The following is a 16,697-nucleotide window of genomic DNA, read 5'->3' as shown; positions in this document are numbered from 1 at the left end:
AATAGTTTAAACCCATTATTTTGAAGATCGTGAAGTATGCCCGGTGCGCCCTGCTGTTGGCGCCGTTGACCAATTCGGCTGTTTTACTTTGCGCTTGGTTCGAACTGGGGTCAGTGGTGTTTCAAGCTTTCTAGCCACCAACACATAAACACTGCCACTACTGGGTAACCACGACTTTAACGCGTGAGACCAAATACTGTCTGTTTTTAAATCCTTTAGCAGATGATGATGTAACAAGCGCTCATCCGCTACCACTTGGTAACCCAAAAGCCCTAACCAATCTTTAACTCGCGACGGCATAAAGAAGCGACCATTCCAAGGGATTTCTTGCTGGTATTTTGGCAGCATTTTTCCGATAAACATCGGGCTTAACGGATTAAAGCCAGCAATAATAAGATGGCCACCCGAGATCAACACCCGGTCGACTTCTCGCAACAAACGATAGGGATCAGTTTCAAACTCAAGTAAAAAGTTCATGACTACGGCATCGACACTGGCGTTTTGGATCGGCAGCTGACTGTAATCAGCCAGTATGTCAGCCTCTGGTTCATCGAACAAAGAGTAGTGACAACTGACTCCAACGCCCGTTTTATCAACCTTTGCACTCAATGGCCCAAGGCTTAGCATGTAATAACCAAATACTCTCGGCCACCACGAAAACATCACTTCTTCAATACTTTCGCGGATCACCGGACCATTTGGTAATTCTGACCAATGATAGGGTTTTAGCGGAACACCTGAATGAGTCAATGCTATCTCCTAAGTTGCTGATGCTCTACTTTAATAACGAAAGCCATGTACAAACAATAGTTATTCTAAGTAAACTTGTTTTAGCGCTCAAATTATTAGGACCGATTATGTTAACTGTCACCCCATTACCTGCCTTTGATGATAACTATATATGGGCAATTCAAACTTCAAACACTAATGGCGCATATGTTGTCGATCCTGGTGATGCCGATGTGGTGATTCAGTTCTTGAGCGATAAACAGATCCCACTTCTAGGTGTATTGATCACTCATCACCATCATGATCACACGGGTGGTATCGCCAAACTCCTAAGCTATTATGGCAGCAATATCCCGGTTTATGGACCCGCTGCGGAAAAAATTGAAGGGGTTAATAACCCGCTACAAGCTTGTGCAAGCTTAACACTACAAGGTATTGACCTTAAAGCAGAAGTGATTGAAGTGCCAGGACACACATTAGGCCATATTGCCTATGTAATAGAAGATGCTCTTTTTTGCGGCGATACGCTTTTCAGCGCGGGCTGTGGCCGTTTGTTTGAGGGAACACCACAGCAAATGCTCACATCGTTAGAGCGACTGGCGCAGGTAGGAGACGATAAAAAAGTATATTGTACCCATGAATACACTTTGGCGAATCTTCGCTTTGCGAATCGAGTAGACCCTAGCAATGTACAACTTCAACAGTACACTCACCATTCAGAGCAACTAAGAGCGAGTAATACACCGACTTTGCCATCGTCTATAGCCCAAGAAAGAGCGATAAACCCTTTTTTACGCAGCTATAGCACAGAAATTCAACAATCTTTAGCTGAGCAATTCCAACAACCTATAAACGATGCTGTGAAATGCTTTGCACTTCTGCGTCAATGGAAAGACAATTTCTAAAAAATACTCTACAATGTCTCGCTAATCCAGTGCCACTAAGCCAGATAACGTCTGGTTTTTTTGGGCCTAAATAAAGGACACACATTTTAGATGCGCGTACCCATTTTACTTGTCGCAGGGGGGATTGCCCTGCTGACTGGTTGCCAAAACTTAAGCAACCAAACGACTTCAGAAGGACCTAAAACAACACCTGTTGTCACAGAAAAAGTCACCAAAGAACCCGTTAAGCCCGAAGTCGCCGAAGTTGTCGAGGTGACAGATATTTGGGAGCGCATTCGTCTAGAACTTAAGATGGATATTCCAGATGAAAAGCTGGTTAGACAATACCGAGAGTGGTATATCAAGCACCCGCAACATCTAATACGTGTCTCTGAGCGTGCTACGCCTTTCATGTACTTAATTGTCGAAGAGATTGAGAAACGTAACTTGCCAATAGAATTGGCATTATTACCGATTGTAGAAAGCGCATTTGACCCCTTTGCGTACTCCCATGGCGCAGCATCAGGTTTATGGCAGTTTACTTCGCCAATGGCACGTCACTTTGGCCTACAGATGAACTGGTGGTATGACGGTCGCAGGGACGTACCTGCAGCGACCGTTGCTGCACTCGATATGCTTGAGTATTTATACGACAAAACCGGCGACAACTGGTTATATGCGATTGCAGCTTACAATACTGGCGAAGGTCGTGTCATTAATGCTGCTAAGCGAAACAAGCGTAAAGGCATACCCACTGATTTTTGGCACCTAAACCTGCCACGTGAAACCGAGCGCTATGTACCACAGCTTTTGGCGCTTGCTGATGTGATCAAAAATGCCGATAAATATGGTATTACACTAACGCCTATCAGCAACGAACCACAAATTGAAGTGGTCGAAATTGGTAGTCAAATTGATCTAGCATTAGCCGCTGATATTGCCGGTATGACTACATCAGAGTTGCATAAACTTAACCCAGGCTTTAACCGCTGGGCAACTGCTCCTGATGGACCACATAATTTAGTGTTACCGGTTGAGAAAGCCGCAGCGTTTAAAATCGCTCTTAACGACACTCAAAAGAATGAAAGACTTAATTGGGAACGTTATAAGATTAAGTCTGGCGACAGCTTAGGCCTGATTGCTAAACGTTATCGTACAACCGTATCTGCGTTAAAGTCGGTCAATGATATTAATGGCAATACCATTGTTGCGGGCAAATTCCTGCTTATTCCCGTTGCCGCGAAGAATTTAGATGAATACCTACTTTCAGCCGACCAACGTAAAAACCGTAAGCAGAATAAGACTCGTGGTCAGCAAAAGCTCACCTACACGGTTAAGTCTGGTGACTCGTTTTGGAAAATAGCGAAGCAGCACAAAGTCAAAACCTCTCAGCTTGCAAGCTGGAATAGTATGGCACCTAAAGATCCTTTGCAGATCGGACAAAAGTTAGTCATTTGGACTGGTAACAGTACCGCTAGCAATCAAGGCTTAAAGGAAGTGATGCGTACCGTTAATTACAAAGTACGTAGCGGTGACTCTCTCGCCAGAATAGCCAGTAAATTCAATGTTAAGGTCAGCGATCTTGTTCGTTGGAACAAACTTGAGAAAAGTAAATATATTCAACCAGGACAAACACTTAAACTTTATGTTGATATGACTAAAGTAAGAGCATAGTCCCCTCTTTAGTGCCTTATAGTTACTGAAGTAGAACATAAAATGCCGACAAGTTAACTTGTCGGCATTTTTTATTTATCGCTTATAATCACTCAATATCTTTCATTGGCCAAATAACGATGTGATCTTCAATGTCGCGGATTTTGGTTTCACAAGTGACTTTACCTGCTACCGACATCCCAGCTTCAATCATCGCCTCTTTAGAGCCAGTCTTAAGAGGATGCCAACTCGGTAAGCCTCGTCCTTCATTTAACCTTCTGTATGAACAGCTATCTGGTAACCAAGTTAGCATCGCTAAATTATCCATGGTCACCTTAGTGCAGGTAGGCACAAAACTAAAACGCTGCTCATAGTTCTTACAATGACCCTGCTTAGCATCTAATAACAAACAGGCTGCGTTGGTGTAGTAAAGCTCTTCAGTTTCATCGTCAATCAACTTGTTGAGGCAACACTTACCACATCCATCACACAGTGACTCCCACTCCTCGGTGCTCATCTCTGCTAATGTTTTTTCATTCCAAAATGCCATGCTAAAACTTACAACTCGGTTCGATTCAAAAGAAGGGCTATTGTACACCAGCCGCTACTCTCGTTGCACCTATGTTCATTTGTAATGGCTGTGACAATCACAGTTATTGCTGGCGTAAAATAGAAATATGACTGGACTGAACTAGTGACTAAACATAAAAATAGCGACTAATACCAATTGCATTAGGTATTTGACCAGTTCAGAGCCCCTCAGTCTTTTCAATTCAAAGCGCATTGGTAAAGAAATGGTTATTCCCTTTTAAGCCAATGCAAAGCAGAAGTGGAAAGACTGAGGAACTCACGTAGTGCGGCTGAGGTTAAACAAATTGGCAAAACGCTGTATGATTCGCTATGGGATTTGGATATACGACTAAATGGTCTATTTTGTTCCATACAAAATAAGACATTCCGGCCCTCCTTGGCGGTCAGATTTAGAAGGTAGAGCGAAGCAGGATGCCAGAGCCGAGAATAACTATTAGCTCAAATCCCACTACTTTTCTACAGCGTTCTGAATTCCCGCTGAATGGTCAAACTTTTAATGCAATTGGTATAATTAGCCGCTATTAATAACAGTTAACACCGGAGTATTGAGGCTAGCTGATCGGTGGGTACTTGATTCTTTCCGAAAGGTAAGCAACTGAAATAGCGAAGTAATTAGACTTGTTCCAGCGCAGTAATCCACGGTAGTTATCGTATACTAAGTACTTACGACCTTGTTCACCATCCGGCATCACCATAGAGATCATCATATCATCTCGATTAGGAAGATCGTTGCCATTAAAGCGTCTAACCCCCAGCGCTTGCCATTGTGAAAAGGTCTTTTTAACCGCTAGATTAGCGAGTGCTCCATCAAAGTCAGTAGGCGTTTTAACCTGCCGCCCCCAAGTTTCAGACTCTTTCCAACCAGCCTGCTGCAGATAGTAAGCCGCAGATGCAAACGCATCGCTGGTGTTGTTCCAAATGTCTTTTTTACCATCGCCATCGCCATCCTGAGCATAGGCTAGAAATGAGGTTGGCATAAACTGAGTTTGCCCCATCGCCCCAGCCCATGAACCTTTCATCTCTTCAAAGGTAAATTGTTGCTCTTCAGCAATTTTCAACGCTGCGAAAAACTCTTTTTTAAAGAAAGCTTCACGACGTCCTTCATAAGCTAATGAAGCTGTTACTGATAATACTGGATAACTGCCAGTTAACTTGCCAAAGTTTGACTCTACGCCCCATAAAGCAACAATAAATCGTGGCTGCACCCCGTATAACTTACCGATCCTCTCAAGTTCTACTTGATGAGTTTTGAATAGGCCGCGCGCTTTTTCAACTTTCCAGTCAGGCACCACCCTCGGTAAGTAAGTTTCAAGAGTCAATTTCGTTTCAGGCTGGGCTTTGTCGGAAGCAACAGCCTTTTTGAACATTTTTATTTTGGGAAAAACATCATTGATGGTCTGCTCTGTCACGCCTTGATCTGCAGCTTCAAGTTTCAGTTGAGCCACGTACTCGCTAAAACTGCCTTTGTTTGCACTCGTTGTATCACCTGCTATCGCGTTAAAAGAGAGCACTAACCCACAGGTTAATGTCAAAGCTTGCTTACTCAGTAGCATAAATATTCCCTTACCCCAAAATTAAATACTGTTATTCAGGGTTAAAACCAATGTCTTTCTTATGTTGTTCTAACAAATTAACCACAGGTGGCGGTAACTGTAAATAAAATCCTTTATCCTTCAGTTCAGCTTTGACCTTTTTGATATCAGCAAAGCCAAGGTGATCACGCTTATCAATTGGCAGCATCATCACCAATTGCGGCTCACCAAACATTGCCATCAATGCCTCAGGAACTCGTTCAAATTCATTACGTTTTTCAACAAAAAGATAGCTATCCGCTTTTCTTAAACTTTTATACACAGCACAGATCATATACGACTCAATTTCCAGACTATTCAACTTGCCAGCTTATGCGGCACACTATAACATGGACTGTTAGGAATATACCCGTTCTGCCCGAAAATGCTGGGTTTGGCGGTAATTTAATGGATATCAGCCTAGCGCTGAATTTTTCTAGAGAGTCATACAGGAATGCAAACACCCAGCCTCGAATTAAAAGGCTCCTCTTTTACGCTTTCTGTTCTGCATATTAATAGCCAGGATATGGCAGTTATAGCAGCGGAATTAGACAGTAAACTTGCGATTGCACCTCAGTTTTTTCTTGGTGCGCCTTTAGTGGTTAATTTAAGTGCGATTAAAGCCAGTGACTTTGACCTTTTAGGTTTAAAAGAGATTTTAACCAGTCGCCAACTTATTATTGTCGGTATCACCAGCGCATTGCCTGTTATTAATGATATGGCCAAGTCAATTGGTTTAGCCATTGTTAAATCGGGAAAAGCGGCAACTAGCCAACCTCAAATGCCAAAGACCACTAAAATCGTCAAACAGAACGTGCGATCTGGTCAGCAGATTTATGCGAAAAACGGCGATCTTATCGTTATAGGCGCAGTCGGTAATGGCGCTGAAGTTATCGCCGATGGCAGTATTCATGTCTATGGCGCATTGCGCGGTAAAGCAATGGCTGGCGCAGCCGGTGATAAAAATGCTGTGATAGTGGCACAAAAAATTGAAGCTGAACTGGTATCGATTGCTGGTCAATACTGGTTGACTGAACATCTTCAGCAAAACGAAGCCGCACAGAGTGGTTGTATTCGCCTAGAGGGCGACTCGCTTACGGTTGAATCATTGCCTCTGTAAGAGCGCAAATAAAAAGGAATAATAAATGGCGCAAATTATTGTTGTCACGTCTGGAAAAGGCGGTGTGGGGAAAACAACCTCAAGTGCAGCTATTGCAACTGGTCTCGCATTAAAAGGTCATAAAACCGTAGTGATTGATTTTGATATCGGCCTACGTAATCTTGATTTAATCATGGGTTGTGAGCGACGTGTGGTTTATGATTTTGTGAATGTCATTAATGGCGAAGCAAACTTAAACCAAGCATTGATTAAAGACAAAAGGTGCCCTAAGTTATTTGTATTACCAGCTTCGCAAACTCGCGATAAAGATGCCCTAACTAAAGAAGGGGTTGGAACGGTTCTCGATAATTTGGCAAAGGATTTCGAATACATTATTTGTGATTCACCAGCGGGGATTGAAACGGGCGCAATGATGGCACTCTACTTTGCCGATGTCGCCATTGTGACGACTAACCCAGAAGTGAGTTCTGTCCGAGATTCTGACCGTATTTTAGGTATGCTACAAAGCAAATCTAAGCGTGCTGAAGAAGGTCTTGAGCCAGTTAAAGAGTTTCTTTTGCTTACCCGTTACTCACCTGCTCGCGTTACAACGGGCGAAATGCTTAGCGTAGAGGATGTGGAGGAGATTCTAGCCATTCCGCTATTGGGCGTGATCCCTGAGTCACAAGCAGTACTTAAAGCATCAAATTCTGGCGTACCTGTTATTATTGATAATGAGAGCGACGCGGGTATGGCTTATAGCGATGCTGTCGAGCGCCTACTGGGTGCAGAACTGCCTTTCCGATTTGTTACGGAAGAGAAGAAAGGTTTCTTAAAACGAATTTTTGGTAGCTAATTATGTCATTACTTGATTATTTTAAAACGAAGAAGAAACCGAGTACTGCTGCAACAGCCAAAGAACGTTTGCAGATCATTGTCGCTCATCAACGTGGCGAGAGAGATGCCCCCGATTATTTTCCGCAGATGAAGCAGGAGATCATTGAGGTCATTCGTAAATATGTCAAAGTGGGCGCAGACCAAGTATCTGTGCAACTTGATCAGAATGACGACAACCTATCAGTACTTGAGCTTAATGTGACTTTGCCTGAGCAGAGCTAACTTTACGTTACTTATAAGCACTGTTTAAGTCAAAACACCCGCATTTCGCGGGTGTTTCTATTTTAACGACGACTAATAATACCAATTGCATTAAAAGTTTGACCATTCAGCGGGAATTCAAAACGTTGTAGGTAAGTAGTGGGATTTGAGCTAATAGTTATTCTCGGCTCTGGCATCCTGCTTCGCTCTAACTCCTAAATCTGACCGCCAAGGAGGGCCGGAATGTCTTATTTTGTATGGAACAAAATAGACCATTTAGTCGTATATCCAAATCCCATAGCGAAGCATACAGCGTTTTGCCAATTTGTTTAACCTCAGCCGCACTACGTGAGGCCCTCAGTCTTTCCACTTCTGCTTTGCATTGGCTTAAAAGGGAATAACCATTTCTTTACCAATGCGCTTTGAATTGAAAAGGCTGAGGGGCTCTGAACTGGTCAAATACTTAATGCAATTGGTATAATTCTTAGCCCTTAAAGCTTTAGCTCATTAAGCGCATCACTGACAATACCTTTACGCCAACCACTGAGTATTAAAGGTATCTCTGTTGTTTTACCGTCCCATACCCATTGTAGATATTCATGGATTAGTTTTTTTGAACCTAACAGTTCAATCGGTACATTCTGCGCTTCCGCTTGCTCTGTAATACACTGTTTAATGCTTTTGAAAGCCGCCTTATAGCCTGTTTTAAGCGCAAGCACATCCAATGGTTTTGGGAGTTCTTCAAAACTGACATTAGCAATGATTTTAACAAGCTCTTTGCCGTGAATACGTTTCTCTTGCTCGGTAAGCTCCGTAAGTTTATACAGATCATTACTGTTTTTCGGCATCTTTTTCGCAAGTGCAATCAAAGCATGATCTTTGACCACAAATCCAAGCGCTAAATCTTTTACTAGCGCACGTTTAAGGCGCCATTTAGCTAACGCTTTTAACACTGCTAACTGCCGCGGCAATAACTGGAAAGCATTTTTAACCTTTAGATAAGCAACTTCAGGATCGGGAGCATCTAGACGACCTTGTGTCATCCTCTCACCATCTTCATAGACCCAATCTAACCTTCCCTGTGACTCCAGTTTCTCAACCAGTTGTGGGTATAACTCATACAGGTAGTAAACATCGTTCGCGGCATAATTTAACTGTGCTTCGCTCAATGGTCGTTTCAACCAATCAGTGCGAGACTCGCCCTTATCAAGCGTTATATCCAGTGTTTGCTCAACTAACTTTGCATAACCTAGCCCGTAGCCCATGCCACAAAGGCCAGCTGCAATTTGGCTATCAAACAGTTTATTGGGTTGGCAAGCTCCATTCTTTGCAAAAACTTCTAAATCTTCGCTGCATGAGTGGAGTAGCTTTATGATATTGTCATCGGTCAGTAATGCCCAAAATAAGCTGAGATTACTCACTGCGAGTGGATCGATCAGGGCGAGGGTTTTACCGTCGTAAGCTTGAATAAGCCCTAGGCGAGCGTAATAAGTACGAGTTCTGACAAATTCAGTGTCAATCACCAGTAATTTGGTTTCACGGTATTGCGCTACTAGCGCCGCTAAACTGGTATCATCGTCAATATATTGAAACGCTAACAAAGTCTTCTCCAAAATCCTGAAATAAGCTTAACTCGACCAAATAATGCAAAAGCCGGCATACGCCGGCTTTAGTCTATAAAAAGTGGCAACTACCACTCTTTTATGAAAGAACTAATCGCAGTTAATCGCTCTTAGCTTCATCTCTCAATTCACGACGTAGAATTTTACCTACATTCGTTTTGGGTAGTTCGTCTCTAAATTCTACCAGCTTAGGGATTTTATATCCCGTCAAATGTTCGCGGCAATGCTTGATAATATCCTCTTTGGTTAAAGATTTATCATTTGCGACCACAAATACTTTTACAAGCTCACCCGAAACCTCATGAGGCACACCAACGGCCGCCACTTCGATGACTTTTGGATGCAAGGCAACAACCTCTTCAACTTCATTCGGGAACACGTTAAAGCCAGAAACCAAAATCATGTCTTTCTTACGGTCAACAATAAAGAAGAAACCTTTATCATCCATGTAACCAATATCGCCCGTCGCCAAGTAGCCGTTAGCATCGATAACGTTCGCTGTCTCTTCGGGGCGATTCCAATAACCGACCATGACCTGTGGTCCTTTAGCAAACAGCTCTCCTGTCTCGCCTTGAGCAAGCACTTTACCCTCTTCATCTCTGACTTGAATATCAGTGTTAGAAACAGGGAACCCTATAGAGCCATTGTAGCCCTCTAAGTTATAAGGACAGCAAGTCACTAGTGGTGACGCTTCAGTAAGACCATAGCCCTCTAACAAACGCGTTTTAGTGATCCCTTGCCATTTATCAGCCACTGCACGTTGCACAGCCATACCGCCACCAATAGACAATTTTAGATCGGTGAAATCTAGCTTAGTAAATTCTTCAGAGTTCACTAGCGCATTAAACAGAGTGTTGACCCCTGTTAGCGCTGTGAAAGGATGTTTATCTAGCTCGCTAATAAAAGCGGGCAGATCTCTTGGGTTAGTAATTAATAAGTTATTCGCACCTTTGTGAATGAACAACAAGCAGTTAACTGTTAACGCAAAAATATGATAAAGCGGGAGCGCAGTGACAACAAACTCTTTACCGTTAACCAGTAACGAGCCGTATGCTGCGTCAGCTTGCAGCAAATTACTGACTACATTGCCGTGGCTAAGCATAGCCCCTTTGGAAACACCAGTTGTACCACCAGTGTACTGTAAGAAAGCTAAATCATCTTTTTTGACAACAGGTTTAACATACTGCATACGTCGCCCTTTCGATAACGCTTTTCGCATCGAAATGGCTTGTGGAAGATGGTATTTAGGCACCATCTTTTTAATATACTTAACCACAAAATTAACCACGGTTCGTTTTGGTGCGCTTAACAGATCGCCTAAGCCAGTTAAAATAACGCTTTCAACAGGGGTTTCTGCAACGACTTTATCTAATGTGTGGGCAAAATTAGACACGACCACAATCGCTTTGGCACCAGAGTCAGTCAATTGGTGCTTAAGCTCTCTAGGTGTGTATAGCGGATTAACGTTAACCACAACCATACCTGCGCGTAATATGCCAAAAAGTGCAATTGGATATTGCAATAAGTTTGGCATCATAATGGCAACACGGTCGCCTTTACTCAGCTTCAACTCATTTTGCAAGTATGCAGCAAATGCGCGGCTTCGCTCTTCTAGTTTGCGATAGGTTAATGTTGCGCCCATATTCACGAATGCAGGTTGATCAGCATATTTAGAAACCGATGTTTCAAATAGATCCACTAACGAAGCATATTGCTCTACATTTATTTCAGAAGGCACATCGTCTGGCAGGTTATTAATCCAAAGTTGATCCACAAAAATCTCCTAATATTTCCACCTAAGGGAAACAATACCTCAACGGTCGTTTGCAGCTTGCCAATAAACAAGCTAAACACTGTCAAATCTTTATATTTATAAGAAACGCCAATAAATCATACAAGCGTTTAAATTTTGATTATCATCACATATATGTAACGAAAAACCTAGCCCCTTTTTCAGCCTTTAGCTTTAAGGAATCTATCTATCGTAAATGAAACCGCTTTCGCACTGCCCATGTGAAGATGATGATCTCCCTCAATTTCCTCCACTTCTAGCTGATTAAACCAACCTTTCGCGATTGGAATAGCGCTGCTCAATTGAGAGAACCCTTGGCTACCCAGGATCAACAACGTGTTGACCTCATGGGCCTGCATTAATGCATCAACTTGGGAATAAGCGAGTCTCAATGGAGAATCTAATTTTAAGCGGGGATCACTGCGCCAGCTTACTCCAGAATCAAGCTTTTTCATATTGCGTTGAGTGAGAATTTCGCACCATGCCACATCTAACGCAGTAAGTTTATGACGAGCATTGACAGCGACAGAAATATCTCGATAAACATTGTTGTTTTTAGCCTCAACTTGCAGATAACGTCGGTGAGACTTAAAGCTGTTGTTAAGACGCTGTCTCGCTTTGCTCTCCTTTTCATAAAGGGGCGATAAAGCTTCGATTAAAATTAAGGTCGATACTCTTTCAGGGAATGCAGCCGTATAAGCAGATGCAATAATACCTCCTAAAGAGTGGCCTAAAATAGCAGTGGGTTGTTGATGTGTAGGCAGCGCTGTTAACAGTGCATCCAAATCATAGAGGTAATCAATCCAATGCAGCGGATATTTACCAGGGCGATGCTCAGATAGACCATGACCGGGCCAGTCAATTGCCATGATTTGATAGTCAGTTAAATACTGACTTAAAGGTAGAAAACTATTGGCGTTGTCTAACCAACCATGCAACGCCAATATTAATGGTTTGTCCTGTGAACCCCATAGTTTTGCCGCTAATTTTATATGGGGTAATTGAATCGTTATCTCTTTTGCTTGCTCACAGGACTTGTCCATATCGCCTATTATTTTTTGATGAATTTCAGCGTCATTCTATCGCTTTCACCAATTGCGAGATACTTTTCTTTGTCTTGATCATCAAGCGCTAAACGTGGCGGTAAAGTCCAAACACCTTTAGGGTAATCTTTAGTGTCTTTGGCATTAGCATTAATCTCTGAGCTTTCAACAAAGGTAAAACCCGCTTTTTCCGCCAACTTTATCATCTGTGCTTGATCCATATAACCTGTCTTAGCGTCCATACCCGGATTAGCACGATGCTCAACGATACCAAATGTACCACCAGATTTAAGCACTTTATAAGCTGAATCAAATACAGGCTCTAAATACCCTTTCATTGCCCAGTTATGTAGGTTTCTGAAGGTCAAGACGACGTCAGCACTGTTATCCTTGCCCATAGCGTAAAAGCTAGGCGGGTCAAAAGTGACGGTAGAGGCGTTACCCAGTTTAGCTTTATTGTCTACGATCCACTTTTCAAACTTTTTGCCCGCCTTGGCTCTGTAGCCATTGCGCTGCTTTTCATCATCAGGGTTCGCATTAAAATTCCCACCGATATAATGGCCCTTCTCGGCAAGGTACGGCGCTAGTATTTCAGCATACCAACCGCCACCTGGCCATAACTCGATAACCGTATCCGAAGGCTCTACGCCGAAAAACTCAATGGTCTCTTTGGGGTGTCGGTAAGTATCACGGGCTGAATTTTTAGTTTGGCGAAAGTCACTCGATACAGCGGTATCTAACGCCGTATTTTCGTGGACATGCGCTTCTGCAGTAGCACTTAGTGTTGATAGGCCAAACGCGCCAGTAAGAATGAGGCTAGCGGCTAGGGTGTTCATTTTCATTAGATATCTCCATATAAAGGCTGGCATCAACCTAACAGTCAATAGGTTAAAATCCAAGCCTAAGAAACAGAGATTTACACTTTGTTATATTATTTAAGCTGACGTTTTTCTGCTTGACGGTCAACTCGACGCCAACATAGAAATAGCATAAACGCACTCGTTGCAAGCCAAACGAGCACCCAGAACCAAGCAGGGATCCAACTCTGCTGTGCAAGCATATTGGCATCACCCTGCCCTTCAAGGCCAAATAATACGGTAGGACTTGCCAGTGCATTTAAAATAACCATTAAGCCCATAATGCGTAAACTGGTGGCTAAATATCGATTAAGATTAAGCTTTAACGGCATTAAAAATAGCAGTGCGAGCGACACTAGAATCGAAATAGTCAGTAGATCTCTCGCCCATAGTAAAGTCGTTAAGATAACTCCCGCGCCTAACAGGCCGAAGCTAAAACGGATCCCCTTAGGCCAGGTCGCAAATGTAAAAATCAAATAGCCCCACAGTGCCGCGCCAAAATAACCCGCAAAGCCAATAGCTAATGGCCAGCCACCTTGACTGAAGCAAAGCCCTGCGCCATTAGGAAACAGCTGAATATGACTAACCGCTCCACCGGTAAAAAGTGTAGCTAAACCATGTGATAACTCATGAAAATAGCTCTCAAGCCATTTAAACGGTACACTCACAAACGGTAGTTTTGTGACCAAAAAAGCCACTAATAATTCGAGAAAGAACCTGCCTCTACTAGGCGTACCAGATGAAGCTGGTGTCTTGGAAGGATTTGTGCCGCTAGTCAGCGTGTGCTGCAAATTACTAGGCATAGGTATCAATGCCTACCATTTGTTGGATCTCTTCACGCTTGGCCGCATGTTGGTTAGAGAGATACTCAGCGACAGCACCGCGCTGGCCACGGGTATCATTCTCATATTCTATATGAGCACCAAGTCTAGATTTTAGTGCGGCTTCATCTTCGTTATAGTCGTTAAATTGGTAGGACTGCTGCGCTTGGATCGGCAACACTTGATCGGCAGCATCCACCCGCACAGCAGTAGGCTGATTAGTTCCTATCGACTTATTGACTTCGACTTTTGAAGCGGTAAGTTGACTTGAATTAATATGCATCCAATCGTCCTTAACTTATTAAATCACTGTTTTTTTTTGCGTAATCAGCTTAAGCTCAGATCATTCTTTTCCTGGTAATTTTTTCCAGGTCACGGTATCACGCAAATAGACAGGCTTAAGCTCGTCAACACTGGTGCTCAAGCCATTTAAATGGCCTTGTTGTGCCAATATCGCCATATATTTAGCATCTGGGAATTTAGCAAGCTCACATACAGTAAGGCCACCAGCCATTTCCAGTAATTGTGGGTAAGCATCAAATCCAGTACCGCAGGCGGTAATGGTTTGCGTTTCATCCAAGCTTAACACTATCGATTCTGGTGCGCTAACAACCTCTTCGTTCACTAAAGTGGCAATACCATCAACAGCAATAAATTGCCCCCAATAAACTTCACCCATACGAGCATCAATCGCAGCTAAAACCTGCTGGGCTCCAGCTTCTATAGCAGCTTGTGCCATGGTAGCAAGGGTTGAGATCCCGATGACAGGAAGTGATTGTCCCAATGCCAAACCTTGGGTGATACTGGTACAGATCCTGATGCCAGTGAAACTACCAGGGCCTCGACCATAAGCGATTAAGTCAACATCACTCAACTTGATATCAGCTTGAGATAACACTGACTTGACCATTGGCAATAACCTTTGGCTGTGCTCGCGCGGTGCATCTGCTTGCTCGCAATACACTTGTCGATTATGGGTTAACGCAGCAGAGCACGACTCCGTACATGTATCTAGAGCAAGTATGCTCAGCGAAGTTGCTTCTATGGACTGTTTTGTCATCTATTACTTACCAAACTCAAATTCAGGCACAACACGAAAGCAGTCATGTAAGCTCACGTATGTAGCGATTACCAGCTGTCGATATATTCAGTGTTAAACATATCAAATGCAGCTTAGTTAACGATAAAGAGCGGGGATTATACCTAACTCCCCCGCAGGCTTTAAGTAGAACTGCAAAATAGTTTTACTGCCAGCGACTGCAATCTAACTTAAGCCAAAAAATAACCCTATTTTTGTCGCTAGAGTGTCTGTTACTTAGCTAACTCAATAAAAGCAGCGCTGTACATTTTCAGGTTGAGCATAAACTGCTCATAGGTGATAAATTCATTCTCGGTATGCCCAGTATACTCAACACCAGGCATAGCGGGACCAAAACTCAATGCGTTAGGAAATAGTTTGCTGTTTGTTGAACCACCAATTGCAACTGGTTGGGGATCTTTAACACCGGTAAAATGAGAGTAAACATCGAGCAGAGTATTAAGATGCGGCGCATCTTGCATCACCATAGGCTTCCCCCAATAGGTTTCCACCTTTGCTAACCTAACTTTATGTTTTTCCTGCCAACGCTCTAGTGCTTCATAAGTTTGGCTGTCTAGTCGTTCTGGCGTCTTGCCTATCGGACGACGTAGGTTAATCATGACTTGCGTGCCCTGCTTACCCGCTTTAACGATTGTAGGCGCTAAGCTCATCGGCCCCATAAAATCATCTTTATAAGCGATATCACCAAATTGTTCTGCATAAATCCCCATTCCAACCATTTCATGGATAAATTGTTGTGTGAGTGATGCGGTATTTTTCGGCCACTGATGGATAGCAAGCAGCTGCGCCAGATGAGTCACAGCATTGACACCATCTTCAGGTGTTGAAGAATGGGCCGCTTTACCATCAGCGAAAATAATGACTGTAGAACCATTTTGCTCAAAACGATATGTCATACCTGATTGTTTTTTAGCTGCTGCCTTTAACTGCTGAATTAAACTCTTATCTGCAAAACTAATTTCTGCTTGAGCTTGTTGAGGCACTTGGCTACCAAAATAGCCACCAGAGAAGCGCTCAAGAGTGGTAGCGCCCTTATTTGCCGTTCCCACATCAACATTTGGGATAACAAATTCAATTTTACTCCACCCCTTCTCGGCAGTCACAACTGGGTATTCAGCATCGATAGTGATGTTGATGTTGGCTGGAGTGAATGTCTTCAAAAAAGCTTTAAGCGGCTCCCAGTCGGATTCCTCCGCCATATAAACCATTAACTCTATTCGTTTATTTAACTTTATCTGTGAATCTTTAATCGATTTCATCGCATACATGGCTGTTACAATAGGACCTTTATCATCTTCAGTGCCGCGACCGATAAGCTTTCCGGGCTGGGATGTCATATCTAATTGATAAGGGCTCTGTTGCCAAAGTGCTGGATTGGCTGGCTGCACATCTCCATGGGTGATGACACCAACTTTGTCATCTTGTTGCCCAAGCCCAATTAATATCACATAGCCATGGTCAACATAATCTAAACCCAATTTCTCGCTCAAGCTTTTAAGCTCCTGCTTGAAACCAATGAATTCTGGATTGGTGTCGGGAGTTTGCCCTTCAGTTGCGACAGTATTGAATTTTACTAATGTCGCAAGGCTAGCAACCATATCATCCGCATATTGCGCAACAGCGTAATGAGCAACTTTGTCTGATTGGGATTCTATTGCAATGCAGGGAAGAGAAAATAGAGTGATAAACAACAGGGTTAGACGCTTCATGGTTATCCATTTTATTATTATTTGTAAAAAACGAGCCCAGTTTGCCACAACTTTTACCTGTTAAGTTATAAAAAATAGCCATTCGAAACATTTGTTACAAACAATACGTTTTTTTAATAGATTTATCAC

At 42.9% G+C, this 16,697-nt stretch carries 17 protein-coding genes; 5 read left to right on the top strand and 12 right to left on the bottom strand.

Annotation, left to right across the window (positions count from 1 at the left end; genetic code table 11):
- Window positions 1-15 precede the first annotated feature (15 nt).
- On the bottom strand, window positions 16-750 hold the full coding sequence (locus tag L2730_RS15225; RefSeq protein ID WP_248975374.1) for a class I SAM-dependent methyltransferase: 735 nt from the start codon (window positions 748-750) through the stop codon (window positions 16-18).
- Window positions 751-857: 107 nt separating this feature from the next.
- Here L2730_RS15225 and gloB point away from each other — a divergent pair, with 107 nt between their 5' ends.
- Both gloB and L2730_RS15215 read left to right on the top strand, forming a co-directional pair.
- Complete coding sequence (gene gloB, locus L2730_RS15220; RefSeq protein ID WP_248975373.1) at window positions 858-1,634, top strand: hydroxyacylglutathione hydrolase; 777 nt, start codon at window positions 858-860, stop codon at window positions 1,632-1,634.
- Window positions 1,635-1,724: 90 nt separating this feature from the next.
- Window positions 1,725-3,287 carry a lytic transglycosylase gene (locus L2730_RS15215; protein WP_248975372.1) on the top strand — a complete coding sequence of 521 codons (1,563 nt, stop codon included), beginning with the start codon at window positions 1,725-1,727 and terminating at the stop codon, window positions 3,285-3,287.
- Window positions 3,288-3,375: 88 nt separating this feature from the next.
- Here L2730_RS15215 and L2730_RS15210 read toward each other — a convergent pair whose 3' ends face one another.
- The 3 genes from L2730_RS15210 to L2730_RS15200 form a co-directional block, all read right to left on the bottom strand.
- Window positions 3,376-3,816 carry a YcgN family cysteine cluster protein gene (locus tag L2730_RS15210; protein ID WP_248975371.1) on the bottom strand — a complete coding sequence of 147 codons (441 nt, stop codon included), beginning with the start codon at window positions 3,814-3,816 and terminating at the stop codon, window positions 3,376-3,378.
- A gap of 592 nt (window positions 3,817-4,408) precedes the next feature.
- Window positions 4,409-5,410, bottom strand: coding sequence for a lytic murein transglycosylase (locus tag L2730_RS15205; protein ID WP_248975370.1), 1,002 nt, complete (start codon window positions 5,408-5,410; stop codon window positions 4,409-4,411).
- Between the two features lie 31 nt (window positions 5,411-5,441).
- Window positions 5,442-5,723, bottom strand: coding sequence for a YcgL domain-containing protein (locus L2730_RS15200; protein ID WP_044555833.1), 282 nt, complete (start codon window positions 5,721-5,723; stop codon window positions 5,442-5,444).
- Between the two features lie 159 nt (window positions 5,724-5,882).
- Between L2730_RS15200 and minC the strand changes: the two genes are divergently transcribed.
- The 3 genes from minC to minE are packed head-to-tail and all read left to right on the top strand — an operon-like array spanning window position 5,883 to window position 7,646.
- Complete coding sequence (gene minC / locus L2730_RS15195; protein ID WP_248975369.1) at window positions 5,883-6,548, top strand: septum site-determining protein MinC; 666 nt, start codon at window positions 5,883-5,885, stop codon at window positions 6,546-6,548.
- Window positions 6,549-6,573: 25 nt separating this feature from the next.
- Window positions 6,574-7,383 (top strand): septum site-determining protein MinD, encoded by an 810-nt coding sequence (gene minD, locus L2730_RS15190; protein WP_248975368.1) that lies wholly within the window; start codon window positions 6,574-6,576, stop codon window positions 7,381-7,383.
- Between the two features lie 2 nt (window positions 7,384-7,385).
- Entirely contained in the window at window positions 7,386-7,646 is a 261-nt protein-coding gene (gene minE, locus L2730_RS15185) for a cell division topological specificity factor MinE (RefSeq protein WP_020912397.1), read from the top strand.
- Between the two features lie 470 nt (window positions 7,647-8,116).
- Here the strand turns inward: minE and rnd are convergent, their stop codons facing one another.
- The 8 genes from rnd to L2730_RS15145 all read right to left on the bottom strand — a co-directional run bounded on the left by rnd (window position 8,117) and on the right by L2730_RS15145 (window position 16,568).
- Window positions 8,117-9,226 carry a ribonuclease D gene (rnd, locus tag L2730_RS15180; protein WP_248975367.1) on the bottom strand — a complete coding sequence of 370 codons (1,110 nt, stop codon included), beginning with the start codon at window positions 9,224-9,226 and terminating at the stop codon, window positions 8,117-8,119.
- 121 nt (window positions 9,227-9,347) lie between these two features.
- Window positions 9,348-11,021 (bottom strand): long-chain-fatty-acid--CoA ligase FadD, encoded by a 1,674-nt coding sequence (gene fadD, locus L2730_RS15175; RefSeq protein WP_248975366.1) that lies wholly within the window; start codon window positions 11,019-11,021, stop codon window positions 9,348-9,350.
- A gap of 179 nt (window positions 11,022-11,200) precedes the next feature.
- Window positions 11,201-12,082, bottom strand: coding sequence for an alpha/beta fold hydrolase (locus L2730_RS15170; protein WP_248975365.1), 882 nt, complete (start codon window positions 12,080-12,082; stop codon window positions 11,201-11,203).
- Between the two features lie 8 nt (window positions 12,083-12,090).
- Window positions 12,091-12,924: a class I SAM-dependent methyltransferase gene (locus L2730_RS15165; RefSeq protein ID WP_248975364.1), complete on the bottom strand. Its 834-nt coding sequence runs from the start codon at window positions 12,922-12,924 to the stop codon at window positions 12,091-12,093.
- Between the two features lie 89 nt (window positions 12,925-13,013).
- Window positions 13,014-13,742, bottom strand: coding sequence for a M50 family metallopeptidase (locus L2730_RS15160; protein WP_248975363.1), 729 nt, complete (start codon window positions 13,740-13,742; stop codon window positions 13,014-13,016).
- On the bottom strand, window positions 13,735-14,043 hold the full coding sequence (locus L2730_RS15155; RefSeq protein WP_248975362.1) for a hypothetical protein: 309 nt from the start codon (window positions 14,041-14,043) through the stop codon (window positions 13,735-13,737). The genes L2730_RS15160 and L2730_RS15155 overlap by 8 nt, the downstream gene beginning before the upstream one ends.
- Before the next feature lie 60 nt (window positions 14,044-14,103).
- Window positions 14,104-14,820 (bottom strand): tRNA (adenosine(37)-N6)-threonylcarbamoyltransferase complex dimerization subunit type 1 TsaB, encoded by a 717-nt coding sequence (gene tsaB / locus L2730_RS15150; protein WP_248975361.1) that lies wholly within the window; start codon window positions 14,818-14,820, stop codon window positions 14,104-14,106.
- A gap of 251 nt (window positions 14,821-15,071) precedes the next feature.
- Window positions 15,072-16,568, bottom strand: coding sequence for a dipeptidase (locus tag L2730_RS15145; protein ID WP_248975360.1), 1,497 nt, complete (start codon window positions 16,566-16,568; stop codon window positions 15,072-15,074).
- Between the last annotated feature and the right edge of the window lie 129 nt (window positions 16,569-16,697).

It is taken from the genome of Shewanella kaireitica (assembly GCF_023284045.1).
Lineage (GTDB): Bacteria > Pseudomonadota > Gammaproteobacteria > Enterobacterales > Shewanellaceae > Shewanella > Shewanella kaireitica.
Note: the sequence above shows the minus strand (reverse complement) of the source record. Positions and strands in the feature narration are given on the sequence as shown.